The sequence below is a fragment of the Microcoleus sp. M2_D5 genome (genome assembly GCF_036701935.1).
Classification (GTDB): domain Bacteria; phylum Cyanobacteriota; class Cyanobacteriia; order Cyanobacteriales; family Microcoleaceae; genus Microcoleus.
On the sequence record NZ_JAUBRP010000007.1, the window covers coordinates 108591 to 128712 of the forward strand.

Annotated in this window: 16 protein-coding genes; 12 read left to right on the forward strand and 4 right to left on the reverse strand. The window is 43.6% G+C overall.

What is annotated here, in order from left to right; translation table 11 throughout:
* Positions 1 to 517 precede the first annotated feature (517 nt).
* Entirely contained in the window at positions 518 to 5854 is a 5337-nt protein-coding gene (locus QUA50_RS05270; protein WP_333259674.1) for an AAA family ATPase, read from the forward strand.
* Positions 5855 to 5858: 4 nt separating this feature from the next.
* Here the strand turns inward: QUA50_RS05270 and QUA50_RS05275 are convergent, their stop codons facing one another.
* The gene (locus QUA50_RS05275; protein ID WP_333259677.1) at positions 5859 to 6425 is read right to left on the reverse strand and encodes a hypothetical protein; all 567 of its coding nucleotides are present in this window, start codon (positions 6423 to 6425) and stop codon (positions 5859 to 5861) included.
* 122 nt (positions 6426 to 6547) lie between these two features.
* Between QUA50_RS05275 and QUA50_RS05280 the strand changes: the two genes are divergently transcribed.
* From QUA50_RS05280 to QUA50_RS05290, 3 genes are all read left to right on the forward strand, one after another.
* Positions 6548 to 7561 carry a hypothetical protein gene (locus QUA50_RS05280; RefSeq protein WP_333259680.1) on the forward strand — a complete coding sequence of 338 codons (1014 nt, stop codon included), beginning with the start codon at positions 6548 to 6550 and terminating at the stop codon, positions 7559 to 7561.
* Positions 7562 to 7880: 319 nt separating this feature from the next.
* Positions 7881 to 8981, forward strand: coding sequence for a glycosyl transferase (locus tag QUA50_RS05285; RefSeq protein WP_333259682.1), 1101 nt, complete (start codon positions 7881 to 7883; stop codon positions 8979 to 8981).
* Between the two features lie 364 nt (positions 8982 to 9345).
* Entirely contained in the window at positions 9346 to 9783 is a 438-nt protein-coding gene (locus QUA50_RS05290) for a secondary thiamine-phosphate synthase enzyme YjbQ (RefSeq protein WP_333259685.1), read from the forward strand.
* Here the strand turns inward: QUA50_RS05290 and QUA50_RS05295 are convergent.
* Positions 9749 to 10264 (reverse strand): heme-binding protein, encoded by a 516-nt coding sequence (locus tag QUA50_RS05295; RefSeq protein ID WP_333259687.1) that lies wholly within the window; start codon positions 10262 to 10264, stop codon positions 9749 to 9751. The genes QUA50_RS05290 and QUA50_RS05295 overlap by 35 nt on opposite strands.
* A gap of 414 nt (positions 10265 to 10678) precedes the next feature.
* On the opposite strand from QUA50_RS05295, the gene QUA50_RS05300 reads away from it, so the two are divergent.
* Together QUA50_RS05300 and QUA50_RS05305 are read left to right on the forward strand one after the other, a co-directional pair.
* Complete coding sequence (locus QUA50_RS05300; RefSeq protein WP_333259690.1) at positions 10679 to 11881, forward strand: EAL domain-containing response regulator; 1203 nt, start codon at positions 10679 to 10681, stop codon at positions 11879 to 11881.
* 53 nt (positions 11882 to 11934) lie between these two features.
* Positions 11935 to 12780, forward strand: a complete 846-nt coding sequence (locus QUA50_RS05305) for a prohibitin family protein (protein ID WP_445243142.1) — start codon at positions 11935 to 11937, stop codon at positions 12778 to 12780.
* 358 nt (positions 12781 to 13138) lie between these two features.
* Here the strand turns inward: QUA50_RS05305 and QUA50_RS05310 are convergent, their stop codons facing one another.
* Positions 13139 to 14062 (reverse strand): LysR family transcriptional regulator, encoded by a 924-nt coding sequence (locus tag QUA50_RS05310; RefSeq protein WP_333298522.1) that lies wholly within the window; start codon positions 14060 to 14062, stop codon positions 13139 to 13141.
* 379 nt (positions 14063 to 14441) lie between these two features.
* Here QUA50_RS05310 and QUA50_RS05315 point away from each other — a divergent pair, with 379 nt between their 5' ends.
* The 6 genes from QUA50_RS05315 (at position 14442) to QUA50_RS05340 (ending at position 19803) form a co-directional block, all read left to right on the forward strand.
* Positions 14442 to 15947 carry an APC family permease gene (locus QUA50_RS05315; RefSeq protein ID WP_333298524.1) on the forward strand — a complete coding sequence of 502 codons (1506 nt, stop codon included), beginning with the start codon at positions 14442 to 14444 and terminating at the stop codon, positions 15945 to 15947.
* A gap of 235 nt (positions 15948 to 16182) precedes the next feature.
* Entirely contained in the window at positions 16183 to 16887 is a 705-nt protein-coding gene (locus QUA50_RS05320; RefSeq protein WP_333259701.1) for a cadmium resistance transporter, read from the forward strand.
* Positions 16888 to 16907: 20 nt separating this feature from the next.
* The gene (locus QUA50_RS05325; RefSeq protein ID WP_333259704.1) at positions 16908 to 17609 is read left to right on the forward strand and encodes a cadmium resistance transporter; all 702 of its coding nucleotides are present in this window, start codon (positions 16908 to 16910) and stop codon (positions 17607 to 17609) included.
* Positions 17610 to 18105: 496 nt separating this feature from the next.
* Positions 18106 to 18771 carry a hypothetical protein gene (locus tag QUA50_RS05330; RefSeq protein WP_333259707.1) on the forward strand — a complete coding sequence of 222 codons (666 nt, stop codon included), beginning with the start codon at positions 18106 to 18108 and terminating at the stop codon, positions 18769 to 18771.
* A gap of 147 nt (positions 18772 to 18918) precedes the next feature.
* On the forward strand, positions 18919 to 19341 hold the full coding sequence (locus QUA50_RS05335) for a DUF202 domain-containing protein (protein ID WP_333259710.1): 423 nt from the start codon (positions 18919 to 18921) through the stop codon (positions 19339 to 19341).
* Positions 19342 to 19356: 15 nt separating this feature from the next.
* Positions 19357 to 19803 (forward strand): DUF202 domain-containing protein, encoded by a 447-nt coding sequence (locus QUA50_RS05340; protein WP_333259712.1) that lies wholly within the window; start codon positions 19357 to 19359, stop codon positions 19801 to 19803.
* 135 nt (positions 19804 to 19938) lie between these two features.
* On the opposite strand, the gene QUA50_RS05345 is transcribed toward QUA50_RS05340, so the two are convergent.
* The gene (locus tag QUA50_RS05345) at positions 19939 to 20112 is read right to left on the reverse strand and encodes a hypothetical protein (protein ID WP_333298525.1); all 174 of its coding nucleotides are present in this window, start codon (positions 20110 to 20112) and stop codon (positions 19939 to 19941) included.
* Positions 20113 to 20122: the final 10 nt, after the last annotated feature.

A 20122-nucleotide genomic window follows, 5' to 3' on the forward strand; every position in this document is an offset into this window, starting at 1 on the left:
GTAGGGGTGTGGTTGCCGTCCGCTGTCGATCGGATATTAATTGAGAATAATAGTAAGCTGTTGTGCATTTAAACTGCACAGTAAAAATTTGGTCAACTTCTTGTGGGGTGGGCGTCTCGCCCGCACAAAAAATGCAATTTAGATGTCGAACAGCTTAGCAAAATGGCTTGATTCCATAAATACTATCATTTTATCTATAAGCTGTGGAGCATTTAAACCACTAACGAGGTCGCTCCGGGTGCGAAGCGAAGCGAACACTGACTATATATGGAAAACGCCTTAAAACTGACGCACCATACAATACCATTTTAAATGCTCCACAGCTTAAATAGATTCTTGTCCGGGTAAATAAAGCTTGATTTTTGTTGGCCTAAGTACATGGTTGAATTAAGCATATAACAGTTGCCATGTCAAGACTTTTGACGGTTGAGGATGGTCGTGCCGTCAGCCAACAGCCAACAGTCAACAGCGAACTGGGACTAGAATCAGATATATTTTCAACTCTGAGCATAACTCCATGCAATTTCTCTCGCAATACCAAATCCACTCTACTCTCCACGAAGGTATCGAAACGATTATTTATCGAGGGAAAATCCCCACCCACCAGGATACAACCGTACTCAAAATCCTGAAATCTGAATATCCCACCCTCGATGCAATTACCCGGATCAAGCACGAGTATCGCATTCGCCAACATTTAGACCATCCGGGCATAGTTAAAGTCATTAGCCTAGAAACCTTTGATAACCGTCACGGCTTGCTTTTAGAAGACTTTGAGGGCGAATCAGTCGATCGCCTCATGTCCAGACAAAAGCTCGAAGTCATCACCTGTTTGAGGTTTGGTATTCAACTCATAAAAGCCTTAGAATATCTGCACATTCAAAAAATTATTCATAAAGATATTAAGCCTAGCAATATCATCATCAACAGCCAAACAGGAATTATTAAACTCACAGATTTCGGGATTGCTTCGCGATTGTCTAAAGAAAACCCCCAAATTAATCATACTACCTCGCTAGTCGGTACTTTTGCTTATATGTCTCCCGAACAAACCGGGAGAATGAACCGCACCCTCGACTACCGCACCGACTTTTATTCTCTCGGAATTACCTTATATGAAATGCTGACAGGTCAATTGCCATTTATGAGCAACGACCCTTTAGAAATAGTTTACAGTCACATAGCTTCTCAAGCAATTTTACCGCATCAAATTAATTCAGACATTCCACCAGTTATTTCACAAATTGTGATAAAATTAATGGCTAAAAATGCCGAAAATAGATATCAAACAGCAGGCGGATTGTTAGCCGATTTAGAAATTTGTTTACATCAGTTAGAAAGAACAGGCAAAATAGTCGATTTTACGCCCGGAAACTTAGATATATTGAGTCAGTTGCTGATTCCTCAAAAATTGTACGGTAGGGAAACACAAGTCAGCGAACTATTGGCAGCATTTGAACGTGTAGCTAATCCTTGCGAGGAAAATTCTTCCCCTTCCCAAATTGAACTGATCCTAGTGTCGGGTTATGCAGGTATAGGCAAATCGGCAGTAGTCAACGAAATTCAAAAACCCATCACCAGACAGCGCGGTTATTTTATTTCAGGTAAATTTGACCAATTCAAACGGAATATACCTTACGCATCTTTAATTCAAGCTTTTCAATCTTTGATCCAGCAGTTACTTGCGGAAAACAACGAAAAATTACAATATTGGCAACATCAACTTTTAGCCGCACTAGGCGATTCCGGCCAAGTAATTATTGACGTGATTCCCGAACTAGAATTGTTAATTGGCAAACAGCCTGCCGTTGCGGATCTGGCCCCCACAGAAGCACAAAACCGCTTTAACAGGCTATTCAAAGAATTTATCCACGTAGTCGCGCAAAAAGAGCATCCATTAGTCATATTTATCGATGACTTGCAGTGGTCAGATTCAGCGACATTGAAATTAATGGAATTGCTGGCAACTGACCCAGACAGCAGATATTTACTATTAATTGGAGCCTATCGAGACCATGAAGTTAGCTCTACACATCCTTTAAGGCAGACAGTAGAGTACCTTCAAGAAACGGGGATTATTCTCAACAATTTAGTGCTGGAACCTCTTTCTTTAGCCCAGGTAAGTGAGTTGATTTCGGAGACATTGCATGACTCAGAAAGAATTCAACCTTTAGCGGAGTTAATTTGGAATAAGACTGGTGGTAATCCTTTTTTCTTGACACAATTGCTCAACACTCTTTATCAAGAAAAACTTTTGAGGTTTGACTTTAACCGGCTGCTGTCTCGCGGAAAAAAAGGGGAGTGGCAGTGGAACATTGAGGAGATTCAGGCTATTGGCATCACAGATAAGAGTGTAGTTGAACTGGTAGCTAGTCGCATTCAAAAACTGCCAGAGACTACACAAGGAATTTTGAAATTAGCCGCTTGTGTTGGGGACAATTTTACTCTTGATGTTCTCTCAACTGTCAACGCAAAATCTCCATCAGTCACTGCGACTGAACTCTGGGATGCTTTGCAAGCGGGGTTAATACTTCCATTGAATGAGAGTTACCTCATTCCTTTATTTGTAGATGGAGAAGCCGGAGTTAATTTAACTTTCGATTCTTCGCGAGTCAGCTATAAATTTTTGCACGATCGTGTCCAGCAAGCTGCATATTCGCTGATTCCTGATGATGAAAAGAAAGCGACTCATCTTAGCATCGGTAAATTGCTATTGGAAAATACGCCCGCCGATCAAGTAGAAGAGAGAATTTTTGATATTATTAACCAGTTGAATGTAGGAATTGATTGTCTCAGCCTGCAATCAGGAAAAGATGAGTTAGCCGAATTAAATTTAATTGCTGGGCATAAGGCAAAAGCAGCTAATGCTTACGAACCCGCTGTTAAGTATTTGAATGTGGGAATTTCGTTATTAGCACCTGATAGCTGGCTTCGCAACTATAGCATGACGCTGCGGTTGTATGTAGAGACGCTGGAAGCGGAATATTTAAACACCAACTTCCAGCAAGCAGAAGTTTTGGCAGAAGTGGTTTTGCGATCGGCTAAAAACCAGCTTGACAGAGTGAAAGTGTATCAGCTAAAAATCCTATTTTATCAGGCTCAAAGCCAGATGCTAAAAGCTGTTGAAACAGGTATAGAAGTGCTGGAGATGCTGGGAGTAAACCTATTAGACAACGAAACCATTGCAGTGCCAAAATTGCCGCGAATTGAGGAAGTAGAAAACCTACCAGTTATGACAGATCCTTATCAACTGGCAACTATGGAAATCCTGACAGCCCTCTATCCTCCTGCTTATATTGCCAAACCAGAAATTGTTTCCTCCCTCGTCTTGACTATGGTCAATCTTTGTATCGATCGCGGTCATTCAGCATTAGCTACTTTTCCCTATACTCTTTATGGAATGATGTTGTGCGGCATCGAAGGTGACATCGAAGCTGGCTACTACGCTGGATTAATCGCTTTAAAGCTGCTAGAACAATTTAATGCTAGCCAACACAAAGCTAAGGTTTATGTAATGTTTAATGCTCATATCAGAATCTGGAAAGAGTCTACTAAGAATACCCTTGATTCATTTCTACAAGGAATGAAATTTGGTGTAGAAAATGGTGATTTAGAATGGGCGGTTTATAATTTTATGCACTATATTACTAATTTATTTTTAGTGGGAGAACCGTTAGAATATGTCGAAGAGAAACAAAGCGTTTGTATGGAGTTTATAGAAAAAAATAAACACGAATTTGCCATTGGTTATGCTAAAATTTGGCAAGTAACTGCTTCAAGCTTAAGAAGCAAAACAGCAGAGCAAGTACGGTTAGTTAGCTGCAGGCTGGATGAACCTGCTGTGATGTCGCGTTGGCAGAAAGAAAATAATCGAATGTCGCTGTTTGCAGCGTATGTTGGTAAATTGATCGTGCTTTATTTATTGAAAGATTATGCTGCGGCTGTGACCAGCGGTAAATTAGCGGCAGAATACGCAGATGGGGCGATCGGCTTAATCACTGTTGGGGTACACAATTTCTACTATTCGCTGGCCCTCCTCGCTCACTATCCTCACAGTGACGATCGAGAAGCATCCCTAGCTATTGTTAACTCTAATCAGCAACTTATGAAAAAGTGGGCCTACCATGCACCCATGAATTATCAGCATAAATACGAGTTAGTTGAAGCTGAGAAAGCGCGAGTTATAAACGATAAACTTGCAGCAATGGATTATTATGACTTAGCTATTAAAGGAGCAGTTGCTAACGATTACATCCACGAAGAAGCATTAGGTTATGAATTAGCTGGAGAGTTTTATCAATCTTTGGATAAAGAGATAAGTGCTCGAGCTTATCTGACCAAAGCTTATTATGCTTACATCCGCTGGGGAGCTACAGCCAAAGTTAAAGACTTAGAATGCCGTTATCCTTATTTAGTCGATCGCAATCAAGGAGCAATATCTAAAAATGTTGATATCACGACTGCCCAAACTACTATAAACAATAGTTTCATGCTGGATTTGTCCACAGTTGTAAAAGCATCTCAAGCTGTTTCGAGCGAAATTATTCTCAGCCATTTGCTAGAGAAACTCGTACAGCTTGTAAAGGAAAACGCAGGCGCTCAAAAAGTATTATTTCTTGCCAAGACAGGTAATCAATTCTTTATAGAAGCTGGACTTACAGGTCAGTTTAATGATGTAATTCTGTTGCAATCTCTCCCTATAGCCGAATCCGATCTCCTCCCAATTTCCTTAATTAACTATGTAGAAAGAACCAGAAAATATTTGGTTTTAGATGATGCTACACGATCCGATAAATTTCAATATGACCCGTATATTGCGAGCAATCAACCCCTGTCTATCCTTGTATTGCCAATTATCCATCAAGGCAACCTTACGGGAATGTTTTATTTAGAAAATAATTTAACCAAAGGTGCTTTTACTAGCGACAGGCTTGAACTTTTGGGAATCCTGTCTGCACAAGCAGCTATTTCTATAGAAAATGCTCGTTTTTATACTATTCTGGAAACGCGAGTAGCCCAAAGAACTGAGAATTTGCATACTGCACTCGAAGAACTTCGCCACACTCAGTTGCAGCTAATTCAAAGTGAAAAAATGTCCAGTTTAGGGCAAGTTGTCGGGGGAATTGCTCACGAAATTAATAACCCGATTAACTTTATTTATGGAAATTTATATTACACCAACGAATACGCTGAAAGCTTACTAAATCTACTACGTTTATATCAAAATTATTACCCAAATCCCGTGCCAGAAATAGTCAATGTAACCGAGCAAATAGATTTAGATTTTTTGATGAAGGATTTCACTAAAATGATAGATTCAATGAGAGTGGGTGCTGCGAGAGTTCGCGATATTGTGCTGTCGCTGCGAAACTTTTCTCGGCTAGATGAATCCGATAGAAAATGGGTTAATATCCACGAAGGTATCGACAGCACGTTGATGATTTTAGCTCAAAAATTAAGTGCCATTCAAGTGCTCAAGGAGTACGGCAATTTGCCTTTGGTGAACTGCTATCCGGGAGAAATTAATCAGGTATTTATGAATGTACTTACCAATGCGATTGATGCTTTGTCTCGCGAAAGAGGGAGGGAAGTTGACTCGACAATTGAGATTCGGACTGAAGTAGCCGAAGGAAATCAAGTAGCGATTCGCATTGTTGATAATGGTGTGGGGATGAGTTCGGAGGTAGTGGGTAAAATATTTGACCCGTTTTTTACTACTAAAGAGATAGGTAAGGGGACGGGTTTGGGGTTGTCTATCAGTTATCAAATTGTGGTTGAACAACATGGAGGAAAGTTAATTTGCAAGTCCGAACCTGGAGAGGGCAGCGAGTTTACTATACTGCTGCCGTATTGATGAATTACAGCCATCGTGCAAGCAACTGTTCAAATACTTCCACAAAGCCGATCGCAATTTGGATCAATGGCCAACCCACAAAACAAATTAACACCGCCCAGCGAGTTTGAATATCCAAACCTTGGCGAACCGCCACAATTACAGCTAGCAAACTCCACACAGCCAATATCCGCTCAATTCCTTCTCCCAGCAAGGGAATTAACGTTAAAAAATTCAGCACTTGGGGGGCGTAGGCAAAGCCGATCGGAACCAACAACTCCCTATAAGCTACGTGACCCGGTTTCAGCCACTCGCCGATTTTAAAGATAGTAAAAGTCCAAAAATAATAACCCCCCGCGACTGCCAAACCCTCTATCAAAAGTCCTAGAAATAATACTGATGGCTCAGTTCGGTTGATTAACAAGATGGCAGCACTGCCCAACACGCGGGACAGCGCAGCTAAAATTACAATTGTTAAAGCTATCCGCTTAGTTCTGCCAGTGTAGGGAGTTTTTTCGTAAAAATTGCCGTTCAAAGAAAGTGCGTTCCAAAGCGTTGCCCGCAAACCTGCAATTGAATCTTCTCCCTTCACGTTAAACTCCTGCTCTTCAAGATAGTTGACATTTTATACAAAATAAGCTCTAATACAGCAGAATTACCGAAATATTTCTAGGTAATTAGCTAATTTATGGGCATTCTACCAGATTTTATTAAATGCTAAGATTGATTTTAAGGATACTTGCATGGCTGCGCGGGGGAAGTTTAAATTTGCTGATCGTCGCAGGTGTAATCCTGATAATTTGGGGCATTCTTTCGCCGGTGGGAACTGTGATATGGTGGCTGAATCAAAGTGCCGAAACTTTTGGCATCAAGAAAAATTCGCCGGAGATATTGCCCTCAAACAAGGGCAATTTAGAAGCCCGCAAGTCTTCGCAGCTCAATTGTTATATCATTTTTTTACCGGGAGTTGGCGATTTTTCGGGGGACGAATTAACCCCAGGTGAAGAGTTGTTTCTCAAGCGTATAGTTAAAAGTCACCCGCAATGCGTAGCAGTGGGCGATGTTTTTCCTTACTCGGTTTCTAACAAAAGTTTAGGAGGAGTGCGGTGGCTAGGTCCTTTTTGGCGGTTTGCAGAACAGGCAAAAAGCGGGCCGATTGCAGGGGATATATTTATTAAAATTCGCAATCTCTGGAGATTTGCAATTTCTTTAGATTATCGCTACGGCTTTGCATACAATCAGGGATTGGCTAAGGCAATTATCGATCGCATGAATGCTCAATCTCCCATTTCAGTTAATTCTCAACAACCTTTGAAAGTTATTTTAATTGGCACTAGCGGCGGCGCACAAGTTGCTTTGGGTGCTACTCGCTATCTTAAAGAATGGCTGAAGGCAGAAATTACGGTTGTTTCGGTTGGGGGCGTGTTTTCGGGAGAAAATGGTTTTGCAGAGGCAGATCGCGTTTTCCATTTTCGCGGCACTCGGGATTCAATTGAGGACATTGGCGGCATAGTTTTTCCCAGTCGCTGGTACTGGTACGCGACTTCTCCTTTCAATCAAGCTCGTTTGCAAGGCCGCTATGCAGAAGCTTTCAGCGGCCCTCACAAGCACGACGGCGATGAGGGATATTTTGGGGAAAATCTGGCGGCGGACGGTAAAAAGTATGTAGATATAACCCTCGACAAAATTAATCAATTGCCTGTTTGGTCTGAGGGCGCGTCTGATTGATGAGTTCTTGCATATTCGACAGTCATTAGTTATTAATTGTGTCATTGTTGGTTGTGCGTCGCTTGAAGCTGGGCCTTGTTGGCTTCTTTGGAATGAGAATTAAATAACTTCCACAAGTTTGTGGGATGGGCGTCCCGCCCGTCCTTTCTGAACGGGCGGGACGCCCATCCCACAATAACAATTAAAATTGTAAGTTATTTAATTCGCGATCCTTTGTCTCTACCTCCAATTCCCAATTCCCAATTCCCAATTCCCAATTCCCGATGCCCGATGCCCGACGCCCGATGCCCGATGCCCAATTCCCTATTCCCTATTATCAATGTCTCGACCAACATTATATATTGCCATCACAAATCACGGATTCGGCCACGCTGTCCGAGTCTCCTCCGTAGCTGCAAAAATTCAAGAATTAAATCCAGATATTTTACTAATTATCACAACAACTGCCCCTCGCTGGCTCCTAGAATGTTACATTGGCGGTGACTTTATCCACCGTCCCCGCGCTTTTGATGTGGGTGTGGTGCAAGCTGACAGTTTGAATATGGATAAAGACGCGACGCTGGAAAAATTGCGGGAAATTCGGAAAAAGCAAAATTCCCTAATTGCCAGCGAAGTTAATTTTATCAAGCAAAATCGGGTGGGTTTGGTGCTGGCAGATATTCCTCCTTTGGCAACGCGAATGGCGGCAGCGGCGGGGGTTCCTTGCTGGATGATGAGCAATTTTGGGTGGGATTTTATCTATCGAGATTGGGGCGGGGAATTTGTAGAAATGGCAGATTGGATTGGTGAATGTTTCGGGATGTGCGATCGACTTTTTCGTCTTCCTTTGCACGAACCGATGCCAGCTTTCCCCAATATTCAAGATGTGGGCTTGACTGGCGGCAATCCTCGCTACAGTAACGATAAAGTTCGGGAAGTATTCGGCATCGAAACACCGCTGGAAAAAACTGTATTGTTGACTTTCGGCGGATTGGGTTTAGAAGAAATTCCTTATCAAAATTTACAGCAATTTAGCGACTGGCAATTTATTACTTTTGATGCGGGATCTCCCGATTTGCCGAATTTGATTAATGTCAAAAATCAGGAGTTTGCACAATCTTTCCCGATTTTACCGCGTCCGGTCGATATTATGCCTGTCTGCGGGCGCTTAGTTTCTAAACCGGGATACAGCACTTTTGCAGAAGCTTTGCGCTTGGAAATACCTGTTGTTTCTATCATGAGAGAAGGTTTTGCAGAAGCGGCGGTGTTGCTGGAAGGGATTCAAAATTATGCGGAACATCAAATTGTGACGGCGGCGGAGTTTTTTGAGGGGGATTGGGAGTTTTTGCGACAACCGCTGCATCGGCCGTGTTTGCCGGATAAATTGGATAAAAATGGTACGGAGGCGATCGCCCAAGCTGTTGTAGACTATTTTTCATAAGTGCGATTAGAAATCATGACTGCACCAACAAAGCTGGAGGACTGCGATTGAAATCGCTTAAGTGGTAGGTTGGGTTGAGGAACGAAACCCAACATCCAATTAATAGACCTCTGGCAAAAATAATTAGGACGGGATCAGGGGCCCATCACACAAGAAAAAATAACTCTTGCGGGATGGGTCTCAGATCCCGTCCCATCAATTGATGAAAAGGATTTTTGCAATCTTGTCTAATGAGTGTTGGGTTTCGTGCCTCAACCCCAACCTACAGAATAAAAAAGGAAGAAGTAAGATGTAACAATAGGAGAATATTTTTGCAATAGTTTCTTTGAAAATCTAAAATCCAAAATCTAAAACCTAAAATCGAATGTCTCACTATCAACAGATCCTCAAAATTAAAACTACAGGGAAGTCTCTGTGCAACATCACTCCTAAGATAGAAGATGCGGTGGCGAATTCAGGTGTTGAAACGGGACTTTGCAGCTTATTTTTGCGCCACACTTCTGCTAGTTTGGTGATTCAAGAAAATGCCGACCCGGATGTACTTAAGGATTTGGCTAACTTTTTAGCTAAACTGGTACCGGAGGGCGATCGCTACATTCACGATGCGGAAGGTCCAGACGATATGCCGGCGCACATCCGCACTGCGCTGACTCACACTTCCGAACAAATCCCGATCGATCGCGGCAGGTTGCTGTTAGGAACTTGGCAGGGAATTTACCTGTGGGAACACCGCCAGCGGGGTCACATTCGCGAATTAGTTGTTCACGTCAGCGGCACTGGATCGGAATTTGTACCTCGCTGATTTTAGTTGCTTCCGGCGTCATCGGGGAATTGTAAAAAAAGCGGCGCGGCGGCCCGACTATTTCGTATTCAGGATGTTCTTGAAGCCAATCTTTGAGTTTCTGGAGGTTGTTTTCGTAGCTTTCCCAAGTGTAGGCCCCGCCCACGCCGATGCTGACAACCGTCATCGGCGAAGTATCCGTAATTTCTACAGCGGAGTTAACGCTGCTGGGGGCGATATTTGGTGCGGGATAGAGGAACGAAACTTCTGCTTGGGGAACTGCATCGATTTGCCCGGAAGTTTGGGTGTAGCGCGCTTCTACTGGCGTTGTCATCGCAATTTGGTTGTTGCTGATGTGTTGAAATAAGGGATTGAAGGCGATGCCAGTTGCTTGTCGCAAATCGCCCGCGTGGGTGTAGGTGACAGCGCGGTACTGAGGATATTGCTTAACTTCTATGACCCCAATCTGTGCGGGTTCAGGGAATCCAGTAGGTAGTACCATTTTAGATTTTAGATTTTAGATTTTAGATTCAGGGAAGACTGACTCGGCAAGGGTTTGGAACTTGCTTGCAGTTGCATTATTTTTGGCAAGTGATATAAATAGGCTGAGATTGTTTGCAGACAATCGTTCAGGTGGCACAATTAGTTTAGCAGTTATTTCAGGCGCTGCTAACTATCGATCGCCTAGAATTAGTTTAGAGATTATTAATTAACCTCGTAATAATACGGACGGCACTGAGTAAGCAGAGAAACATTAATGTAGTTGTGCTTGAAAAATTAGCGTTTTTCAGGGGTTTGCTATTTGTGTCGGAACATATTCCGCTGTCGGACAGATCGATCTGTGCGTTCTCAGTTATTGAGACGCCGATCGCGTTCAGTAACGGCTATCAATTATACCGCTTTCTGGGAATGACGTATGAAAAAGATTCTAGTGATTGAGGACGAGCAAGTAATTCGGGAGAATATTCTCAAACTCCTCAAAGCTGAAGGTTTCGACGTGACGGGTGCAGAAAATGGAGCACAAGGTTTATATGCGGCGGTGTCAAATCTTCCCGACGTGATTATTTGCGACGTGATGATGCCCGAACTTGACGGGTATGGGGTGCTGGGGGCCTTGCGATCTAATCCTGTTACTGCTACAGTACCTTTTGTTTTTCTCACCGGTAAAGCCGAGCGCTCTGAAATGCGGCAAGGTATGGAATTGGGAGCCGATGATTACCTGACTAAACCTTTTAGTAAAGCTGAACTTGTGGGGGCAATATCGAGCCGCTTGAAAAAACAAGAAGCTGTCGCCGAACAGTACAATACTTTGCGATCGCCAAGCAGCGAATTGAGCCAAGATGCCGCCGACAAATTAGAGCAGATAAAAACAAGTTTGTGCGTCGCCTTGGAACGAGAAGAATTCCAAGTTTATTATCAGCCGCAGGTCAATGTCCAGACTGGTAAAATTATGAGTGCAGAAGCTTTAGTGCGCTGGCTGCATCCAGAAAAAGGGCTGATTTCCCCCGCAGAATTTATTCCCCATGCCGAAGAAACTGGCTTCATTGTACAGTTAGGCGAGTGGGTGTTGCAGACAGCTTGCAGGCAAATGCAAGTTTGGCACAATGCTGGTTTTGCGCTGCGGGTAGCGGTGAATCTGTCGCCGCGCCAATTTCACCAACCAAATCTGTGCAGCAGAGTTGCCCAAATTTTAGCAGAAACTGGTTTGGAACCGAGCAGTTTGGAATTAGAGCTGACAGAAAGTTTGATGGTAGAAGATGCCGAAAGTGCGATCGCGACTTTGCAACAATTGAAAAATTTGGGACTTTCTATATCTATTGACGATTTCGGAACCGGGTATTCTTCTTTAAGCTATTTGACGCAATACCCTTTCGATACTTTAAAAATCGACCGCTGTTTTATCAGCAATATCACCGATGGTTGCACAAATGCAGCGATCGTGAAAGCTATTATTGAAATGGCGCACAGTCTCTGTCTTGAGGTAATTGCCGAAGGAGTTGAAACCGAAGCAGAAAAAGATTTTCTCTGGCGCTACGAGTGCGATACAATGCAAGGATATTTGTTCAGTCCTCCTTTGGTGGCTGCGGATTTTGAACGGTTGCTGGTGGAAGGCAAATAGAATAGCGGTTAAGTCAATATTGAGCAGAGAATTAAGTGCGATCGGGGTGGAATATGATTGGAGAATCCAGCAGTAACGTTGACTCACTCAAATCAAGCAATAAAAAATCTAAGGATGTTTATATAGCTGTTCAATTATCTATAGTGATAGTTTTTTTAGCTATTATGTCCAAATTTTTTGTCATTGTCAACGCTGGAGAACGGGGCGTGATGATGCAGTTTGGTAAAGTGCAAGAACAGGTACTTGGAGAAGGAATTCACGTAATAGTTCCCATAGTTGATACTGTACAAAAGTTGAGCGTGCGAGTGCAGAAACAGGAAAGTTCTGCTGAAGCTTCCTCAAAAGATTTGCAAGATGTTTTCACAGATGTAGCGCTGAACTGGCACATTATCCCAGAAGAAGCTAATGCTATTTTTCAACAAATAGGTGACGAAAAACAAGTAGTCGAGCGAATTATCGATCCGGCAGTTGAAGAAGTATTAAAAGCAGTTATGGCAAAATACACGGCTGAAGAAATTATTACTAAACGAGGAGAAGTTAAAGCGGAAGTTGATGATTTTTTGACTTTGAGGCTGGTTACATATCACATTGCAGTTGACGATATTTCTTTAGTACACGTTCACTTTTCTCAGCGGTTTAGCGAGGCGGTGGAGGCGAAACAAATTGCCGAACAGGAAGCAAAAAAAGGGGAGTTTTTAGCGCTGAAGGCAGTAAAACAGGCTGAGGCTAAGGTGAATTTAGCCAAGGGAGAAGCCGAAGTGCAAAGATTGCTGCGGGACAATTTGACTGCGGAACTTTTGGAAAGGCAAGCTATAGAAAAATGGGATGGGAAATTGCCGCTGATTGTTGGTGATGGGGGTAAAAATTTATTGGACTTGAGGAAATTGATTGAGAGATAACAGCCCTGGACGCATCAGCCCAAAGAAACCGGGTTTTTTACCTAATCTGTGACCTACAACGAAGGATTTTCGGAAGCCCAAAGAAACCGGGTTTTTTACCTAATCTGTGACCTACAACGAAGGATTTTCGGAAAAAAACCCGGTTTCTGACCATCGGTGCATTTATGTCGGTAAAAAAACTGGTTTCTTGAGTATTGATGCGTAAGTCCTGAATTACCAATTATATCATGTCCGGTCGATTACCCTAATTCCTGTAGGGGCGGGTTCACCAATAATATTTGCCCCTAACGGACAATCTCACAAACCCGCCCGGCTTATGTATTATGAGCGATCGATCGGAGATGATATTACCAGCACCTTAAGTTAATATCTCTTCAAAAGCTTTAGTAATTCCAGTTTGAAAACGCTGTCGGTGCTTCAGTTTCAAAACGGGTTTAATTATTTCAAGACATACATTTGAACTTGCTTGGCTATCTATAATTTTAATCGATCGCAGTGTAGATAGCTGCACTTCTTTTTTTACCATCAATTCAGGAATAGCCGCGGCACCTGTGCCGCTTTCCACCACTGCTTTTACCATTTCGCTGCTGTTCAAAACTAAAGTTACATTTAATTCATGGGGATTAATGCCCCAACTTTGCAAAGCTTGTTCCAACATTTGCTGCACTCCAGAACCAGCTTCTCGCATCACCCAATCCGTTTGCACAATTTCCGTTAAACTCACCTCTGCCCGTTCAAACCAAGGGTGAGATTGGCCAACTACAATCAGCAAGCGTTCGCTGCCTACAACTTCTTCCTCCAGAGTGTTCTTAAGCGAAGCTTTGATGTCTCCCGTCACTAAACCTAAATCAAATATTCCCGTCGCTGTCCCCGCACAAATTTCTTCGGCATTTGCCAGAGTACAATTCACGGAAATACCGGGATATTGCTGTTTAAACTTGCTAAGTTTGTCAGGCAACCAATAATTGCCAATGGTCAGACTGCAACCCAATTTTAAATCGCCTCGCTGCAAGTCGTTCAACTCCCGCAAACCTCTCTCAGTCAAAGCAACTTGGTCGAGAATTTTCTGCGTTTCAACTTGCAGCAACTTCCCAGCATCTGTGATTTCGATGCGGCGGCCGATGCGGTGAAATAGTTTTACTCCGTATTGCGCCTCTAAGCTTTGGATTGTCGCGCTGACAGCGGGTTGGGTAATGTAAAGTTCTTCTGCGGCACGGCTGAAGTGCAGGTGTTCCGCGACAGCTAGAAAAACTCGCAGTTGGTCAAGTGTCATTCCGGCCATGCTGAGTACCCTTTTACTAAATACAGTTATTTTTTGAAATAAAAATCTTTTGCGGCTAAGCTTTGACCTGAAGTTTTTGACTCTATTGTACAGGTTGGAATTCCCAAAAAAGGACGGTTGTCAGCCGGGATTTAATGTTTTCTTTTAAGGTCAAGGGTTTGAGCTTTGGGGAACAGATATATCTCGTATTCCAACAGTTCTTTTCTGGGCGGTACTGCATCACTTGCATTTATTAATTCGATAAAAAACAACATTTGATTCTACCGCTCAAGGGCCTTAAGGTGATACTTAAGCTTCTAACGCAGGGCCCGATGCTGAAGCACGATCGACAAGTTGAAGCCGATCGCCAAAAATCGATCGACCAAAATAGAGAAGATAAATGACCAAAAAAATGCCAAAAAATCAGAGCGCACACGGCTTAAAGCCGGACTGCCTCTCCTTCGGGGAGGTTTTAGCTCAATCCTTTGCCGTTATTGCACCTACAACTATACCAGCATCCAATATAGGGTTAATTGTCGCTCTTTCGGGTAACGGGACTTGGCTGAGCTTTCTCATCGGCTTGATAGGGCTAGTATTTGTCAGCATCAATATCAACCAATTTGCAAGTCGATCGGCTTCTGCCGGTTCTCTTTATTCTTATATTGTCAAAGGACTTGGCCCGACTGCCGGCGTAATTTGCGGCTGGAGTTTGGTACTCGCTTATCTATTTACTGCGATGTCCGTTTTGTGCGGTTTTGCCAACTTTACGGGTACTTTCATCGGTCATTTAGGCATCCATCCGTCGCCGATTACGCTATTGGCGATCGGGGCGGGCGTTGCTTGGTATGCAGCTTATAAAGATATCCAACTTTCAGCTATGGCGATGCTGTGGCTGGAGGGGGCATCAGTGGCGGCGATCGCGCTTTTAGGAATTATCATCTGGGCGCACAAAGGTTTTGCCTTAGATATATCCCAATTAACTTTGGAAGGCGTAACTCCGGGGAACATAGCGACGGGACTTGTCTTAGTCATGTTTGGTTTCTCTGGTTTTGAAAGTGCTACATCTCTGGGCGACGAAGCGAAAAAACCCTTAAAAAATATTCCCAGGGCTGTCATGGGCAGTGCTGTTATGGCAGGCTTATTCTTCATTCTGATGACCTATATTGAGGTTTTGGGTTTTAGCGGTACGGGAGTTTCTATTACTAATAGTGAAGAACCTCTGAGTTTTCTGGCGCAGCAAGTCGGGATGGGTTGGCTGGGAGAGTTAGTGGCTTTGGGTGCTTTATTTAGCTTTTTTGCTTGCGTCCTCGGCAGCATCAATCCAGCGGCGAGAGTGTTTTTTATGATGGCGAGGCACGGTTTGTTTCACTCTTCATTGGGTGTAGCGCATTCATCTAATAGAACTCCCCACGTTGCAGTAACGATGTGTACATTTATGACATTTTTGGTTCCTGCTGCGATGGCTTTGTTTCACATCAAACTGTTCGATTGTATGGGTTATTTGGGGGCAATTTGCAGCTACGGATTTTTAACAGTTTACGTATTAATTTCGATCGCAGCCCCGGTTTACCTGCACAAAATTGGTAAATTGCGCGTGCGGGATGTAGCGTTTTCGGCTGTGGCGATCGCATTTATGATGATTCCGGTTGCGGGCAGTGTGGGCATTCCCGGCAGCACTATGTTCCCACCTCCAGAAGCTCCTTACGATGCGTTTCCTTACTTGTTCTTGATGTACTTGGTGGCTACTTGCGGGTGGTTTTTCTTGCAGCGGCGGCGTTCTCCTGAACTGGCGGGCTCCATGCAGCAGGGTATTGACGCAATTCATGCCAAGTTCGAGGCAGAAAATGCAATTTACGGCGGTGTTCGATTGAATGCAGTATCGATCGACAACAACGGTTTTGATTAGTAATTCGTAGTAGTCCGGCAGGGGTTTCAACCCCTGCCTCATAGCAAAAGTCCTCGCTATGAGGACTAAAGATGATTGATAATTTATTCGGCAGATGGCTAACAATTTATTCAACAGATGGCTAACAATTTATTCAGTCCTATGCAAGAGGACTTGAGCTTTGAGGCGGGGGTTTCAACCCCTGCCGGATCGCGGGAGCAACCGCAAAGACCGCTGAAATTAAGGAGAAACAGAAATGAATGAATTACTAACAACAATTTCCACGGGAATCACAGCTTTTACCGCTACCAACCTAGACGATATTCTGATTCTGCTGCTGTTTTTCTCGCAGGTGAATGCAGTATTTCGGCGCCGGCATATTGTCTTCGGTCAGTACCTGGGCTTTACTGCACTGGTTTTTGCTAGCCTTCCGGGGTTTTTTGGCCGCTTAATCTTTCCGCCTGATTGGATCGGAATGCTGGGTTTGCTGCCAATTGCGATCGGGCTCAGCCGCTTGCTGAATCAAGAAACGGACGATTCGGAAGCTGAGGCAGAATTAGAGCAATCGGAGAAATCTTTTTTTAACAGTTTTCTGTCTCCTCAAACTTACAGCGTAGCAGCAGTGACGGTGGCAAATGGGGGCGACAATATCGGGATATATGTGCCGCTGTTTGCTAGCAATACTTTAGAAAGTTTGGCGGTGATTCTCGGCGTATTCTTCGCGATGGTGGGGGTTTGGTGCTACGCTGCTTATCGGTTAATTCAGATGCGGGCGATCGCGGATACTCTGACTCGCTACGGCAATCATCTCGTTCCTTTTGTTTTGATGGGATTGGGATTTGCGATTCTGGTGAAAAGTGGCACTCTGGCAAGTCCAACTTTAAGTATAATAACTTTAGTTTGTTGTGGTTTCTGTTTGATAACTATGAGCAGAAGTAACGCCAGCGAAACTGAAGTTTAGAAAAATTGCAGGGACAGCACATGAATTGGATTGCAGCAGCGATTATTGCCGGAATTACATCTTTTGCCGCAACCAATATTGACGATATGGTGCTTTCGATGCTGTTCTTCGCCCAGGTAAATGATTCTTTCCGCCCCCGGCATATCTTTGTCGGTAAGTACCTCGGATTTGCAGCACTCATCGCTGCTAGTTTGCCCGGTTTTTTTGGCGGTTTAATTGTTCCGAAAGCTTGGATTGGCTTGCTGGGTTTGGTTCCGATCGCGATCGGCATCAGTCACTTAGTCAAGAGAGAAAATGAGGAAAATGACATACAAGCAGTATCGGGCGAATTTAACCGGAAATCTAATTCACCTGTGTCAAAACTCGCCAATCTTTTCAATCCCCAAACTTTGAATGTGGCTGCGGTAACAGTGGCCAACGGGGGTGACAATATCGGCATTTATTTGCCGCTGTTTGCTAGCAGCGATTTGCCGAGCTTGGTGGTGATTCTGGCGGTTTTCTCGGTGATGGTAGGTGTTTGGTCTTATGCCGCTTACCGGTTAACTCGCCAAAGGGCGATCGCCCCTATTTTGACTCGCTATACCAAGGCTGTTGTCCCTTTTGTCTTGATTGGTTTGGGAATATTCATCCTGATTGAAAGCGGTAGTTATCGGCTGCTCCCGCCATTTCAATTTAACCAATCATTGGTCAATTATCCGCTACTTTCATCCCTCTATAGGTAGATAATTTGCCATAACTCATAAGTCCTAACTCATCACTTTTCCCTTAACAATTGTTTGCTTCTATCTTGCGTTAAATAGCTTGATTTTTATCAACTAATATGCTAAGCTTATAAACAAGTGAGTGACAAAGCTAAAAGCAGCTTCAAACTAATTTAGCCTCAAGTATTCACGAAAGTTGACACCATCTTTTGAGCTAGCAAATTGCCAGACTTAGGCAAGAATATACCTGTCTTTTTAATAAATTCTGTAGTGGTGAATCAAACTCAGCTACAAGCTTGAGGAGGAATCCATAAAATATCCCCGAACACTTCGCCACTACCCCACGCCGCTCGAATTTGACAATAGGTCTAATCCTAAAAAAACCGATTTTTCGATTCTGGCAAATTTGGTTTTTCCGGCAAACCAGTTAAAGATAGTTCGTTTTTGCCTAAGTCCTAAAATAGCAAGCAAACAGAAAGTTGAAAAAAACCTGACAATCTAGAAAAGGAGAAACATTGTGAAAATCTTCAAATTTGTTTTAGTGCTGTTGGTAATGACCGCCAATTTAGTATTCGTTCCCCCATCCTGGGCTGATGCTCCAAAAACGCCGAAATATGCAAGCAATCCCGACTACATAGAGGTGACTGAAGCTCTGAACACTCTCAAAACAGCGAAAGACGCACCCAATCTCGCCGAGACTTATACCCCTGAGCAACTTCAGCAAAAAATCTCTCAATTGGAGTTTCAAAAATACACTTTAGAAACTGGAAAACCTTGGGGTCAGTGCCGCAACGAGACAGGAAAAACCCTGGCTGTCTACGGGCCAAAACGCAAAAAAGCAGCTTCTTCTTCTTACGAGAATGCTCTTTATTTTCTAGCTGACGGTCAAACAACTGAACATAAATGGGATTGCGATGGAATTTATCTACCCAGCGATATCAAAGCAACCGATTTAAGAACGACAGATCGACCTTCAGAAGAATTGACTGGCGGTCTAGCTGTTAAGATAGTTGACGGAACTCAAGTTGTAGCGAGAGCTAATCCCGATACGGGGGCTGTAGAATTCAACGTTCCTACTGCTAAGGTTTTTCAGCCTGGAGAGGCGAATTGGTTTGTTCCTGATGTGACTCAGGCTTACATAGATACGCAAGTTCCCAACGCACCTACTGAGGAAAATGATTAGTTTTGGTGAAGTTGTAATGCGATCGGCTGTTTAAAGCCCGTTGCAACGCAAAATCCCGCCGGGGAGCAATCCCTGGCGGATAATCATCCAAGCGAAAATGTATCGGTTTACCTTCTTATTTGCAGTTAAAATTAAAAGGTTGCATCTATGCTATTAAATTGGAAATCCACGAAATTAAATACAGAAAAGATTAAGCGACCAAATCCGTCGCGGGTGCGGGATCACTTGGCAAACGAGCGCACTTATTTAGCATGGATGCGGACAGCAATATCGCTGATGGGTTTTGGCGTAGTTATCGTGCGCCTTCGGACTTTTCATCCCCCTCTACTCCCAACTCCCGGCAATGGCTGGAAGTTGGGTTTGCTTTTTTCAGCAGTGGGTTTGCTGACGGTGTTATTCTCAACTAAGCACTACTTTGGCGTCCGTCACGATATCGATTACGATACTTATGAACCTACCGATCGCTGGGTAATTCTTTTCAGCCTCGCGATCGCCATCCTAGGGGCTGGGGTAATTTATTATATGTTTACCGTTCCTTCTAGCTCATTTGGTTTGATGGCACCTGAATAATGGTGGCGGTTTAATATGAATATTAAAGAGTTCGATCGCGTGCAATTATCGTTCCAACCGATGCAAGTAGATGATGAGAAACCAAAGCAGCACAATCTGTCGCGGGCGATCGATCGATCGGCAAATGAGCGCACCTTCTTAGCCTGGATGCGGGCGGCCATCGCCCTCATGGGTTTTGGCGTCGTCATCATCCGACTTCGCGTCGTGCAAATGCCCGTACATTACCGCGAGGCGATGGGGTGGAAGTTGGGTTTAATCTTCTCTCTAATCGGTTGGGCGACAGTCTTAATCTCTACTAAGCACTACTTCACCGTTCGCCACCAAATTGACAGCGATACCTACAATCCCCCAGACGGCATGGTTTTATTTTTCAGTTTCGCTGTGGGCTTATTGGGAATTGGAGTAATTTATTCGATTTTGGCAACCGCCCTGAGCCCGAGTAGTTTTGTAATACCCGATTGATTGCAAAAAGGACATCAGGCAGCATTAGACAAGATTGCAAAAATAATTAGGACGGGCTAGAAGCCCATCCCACAAAATTTTTTTTCTTGTGGGATGGGCTTCTAGCCCGTCCGAAAATTTGATTAGGAATGAGAATTAAATAACTTGCATTTTTTGTAGGAAGTTATTTAATCCACGATCCTTAAAAGGACTTTTGCAATCTTGTCTGTTCTCAACAACCTGTCCCCGATCGATATTTTGCTGCCACAAAGAAAGTAGACTTACCCCTGTGCCGCTAAAATACGGTAACTCGATTGACTTACTAGACATAACTCTGTTG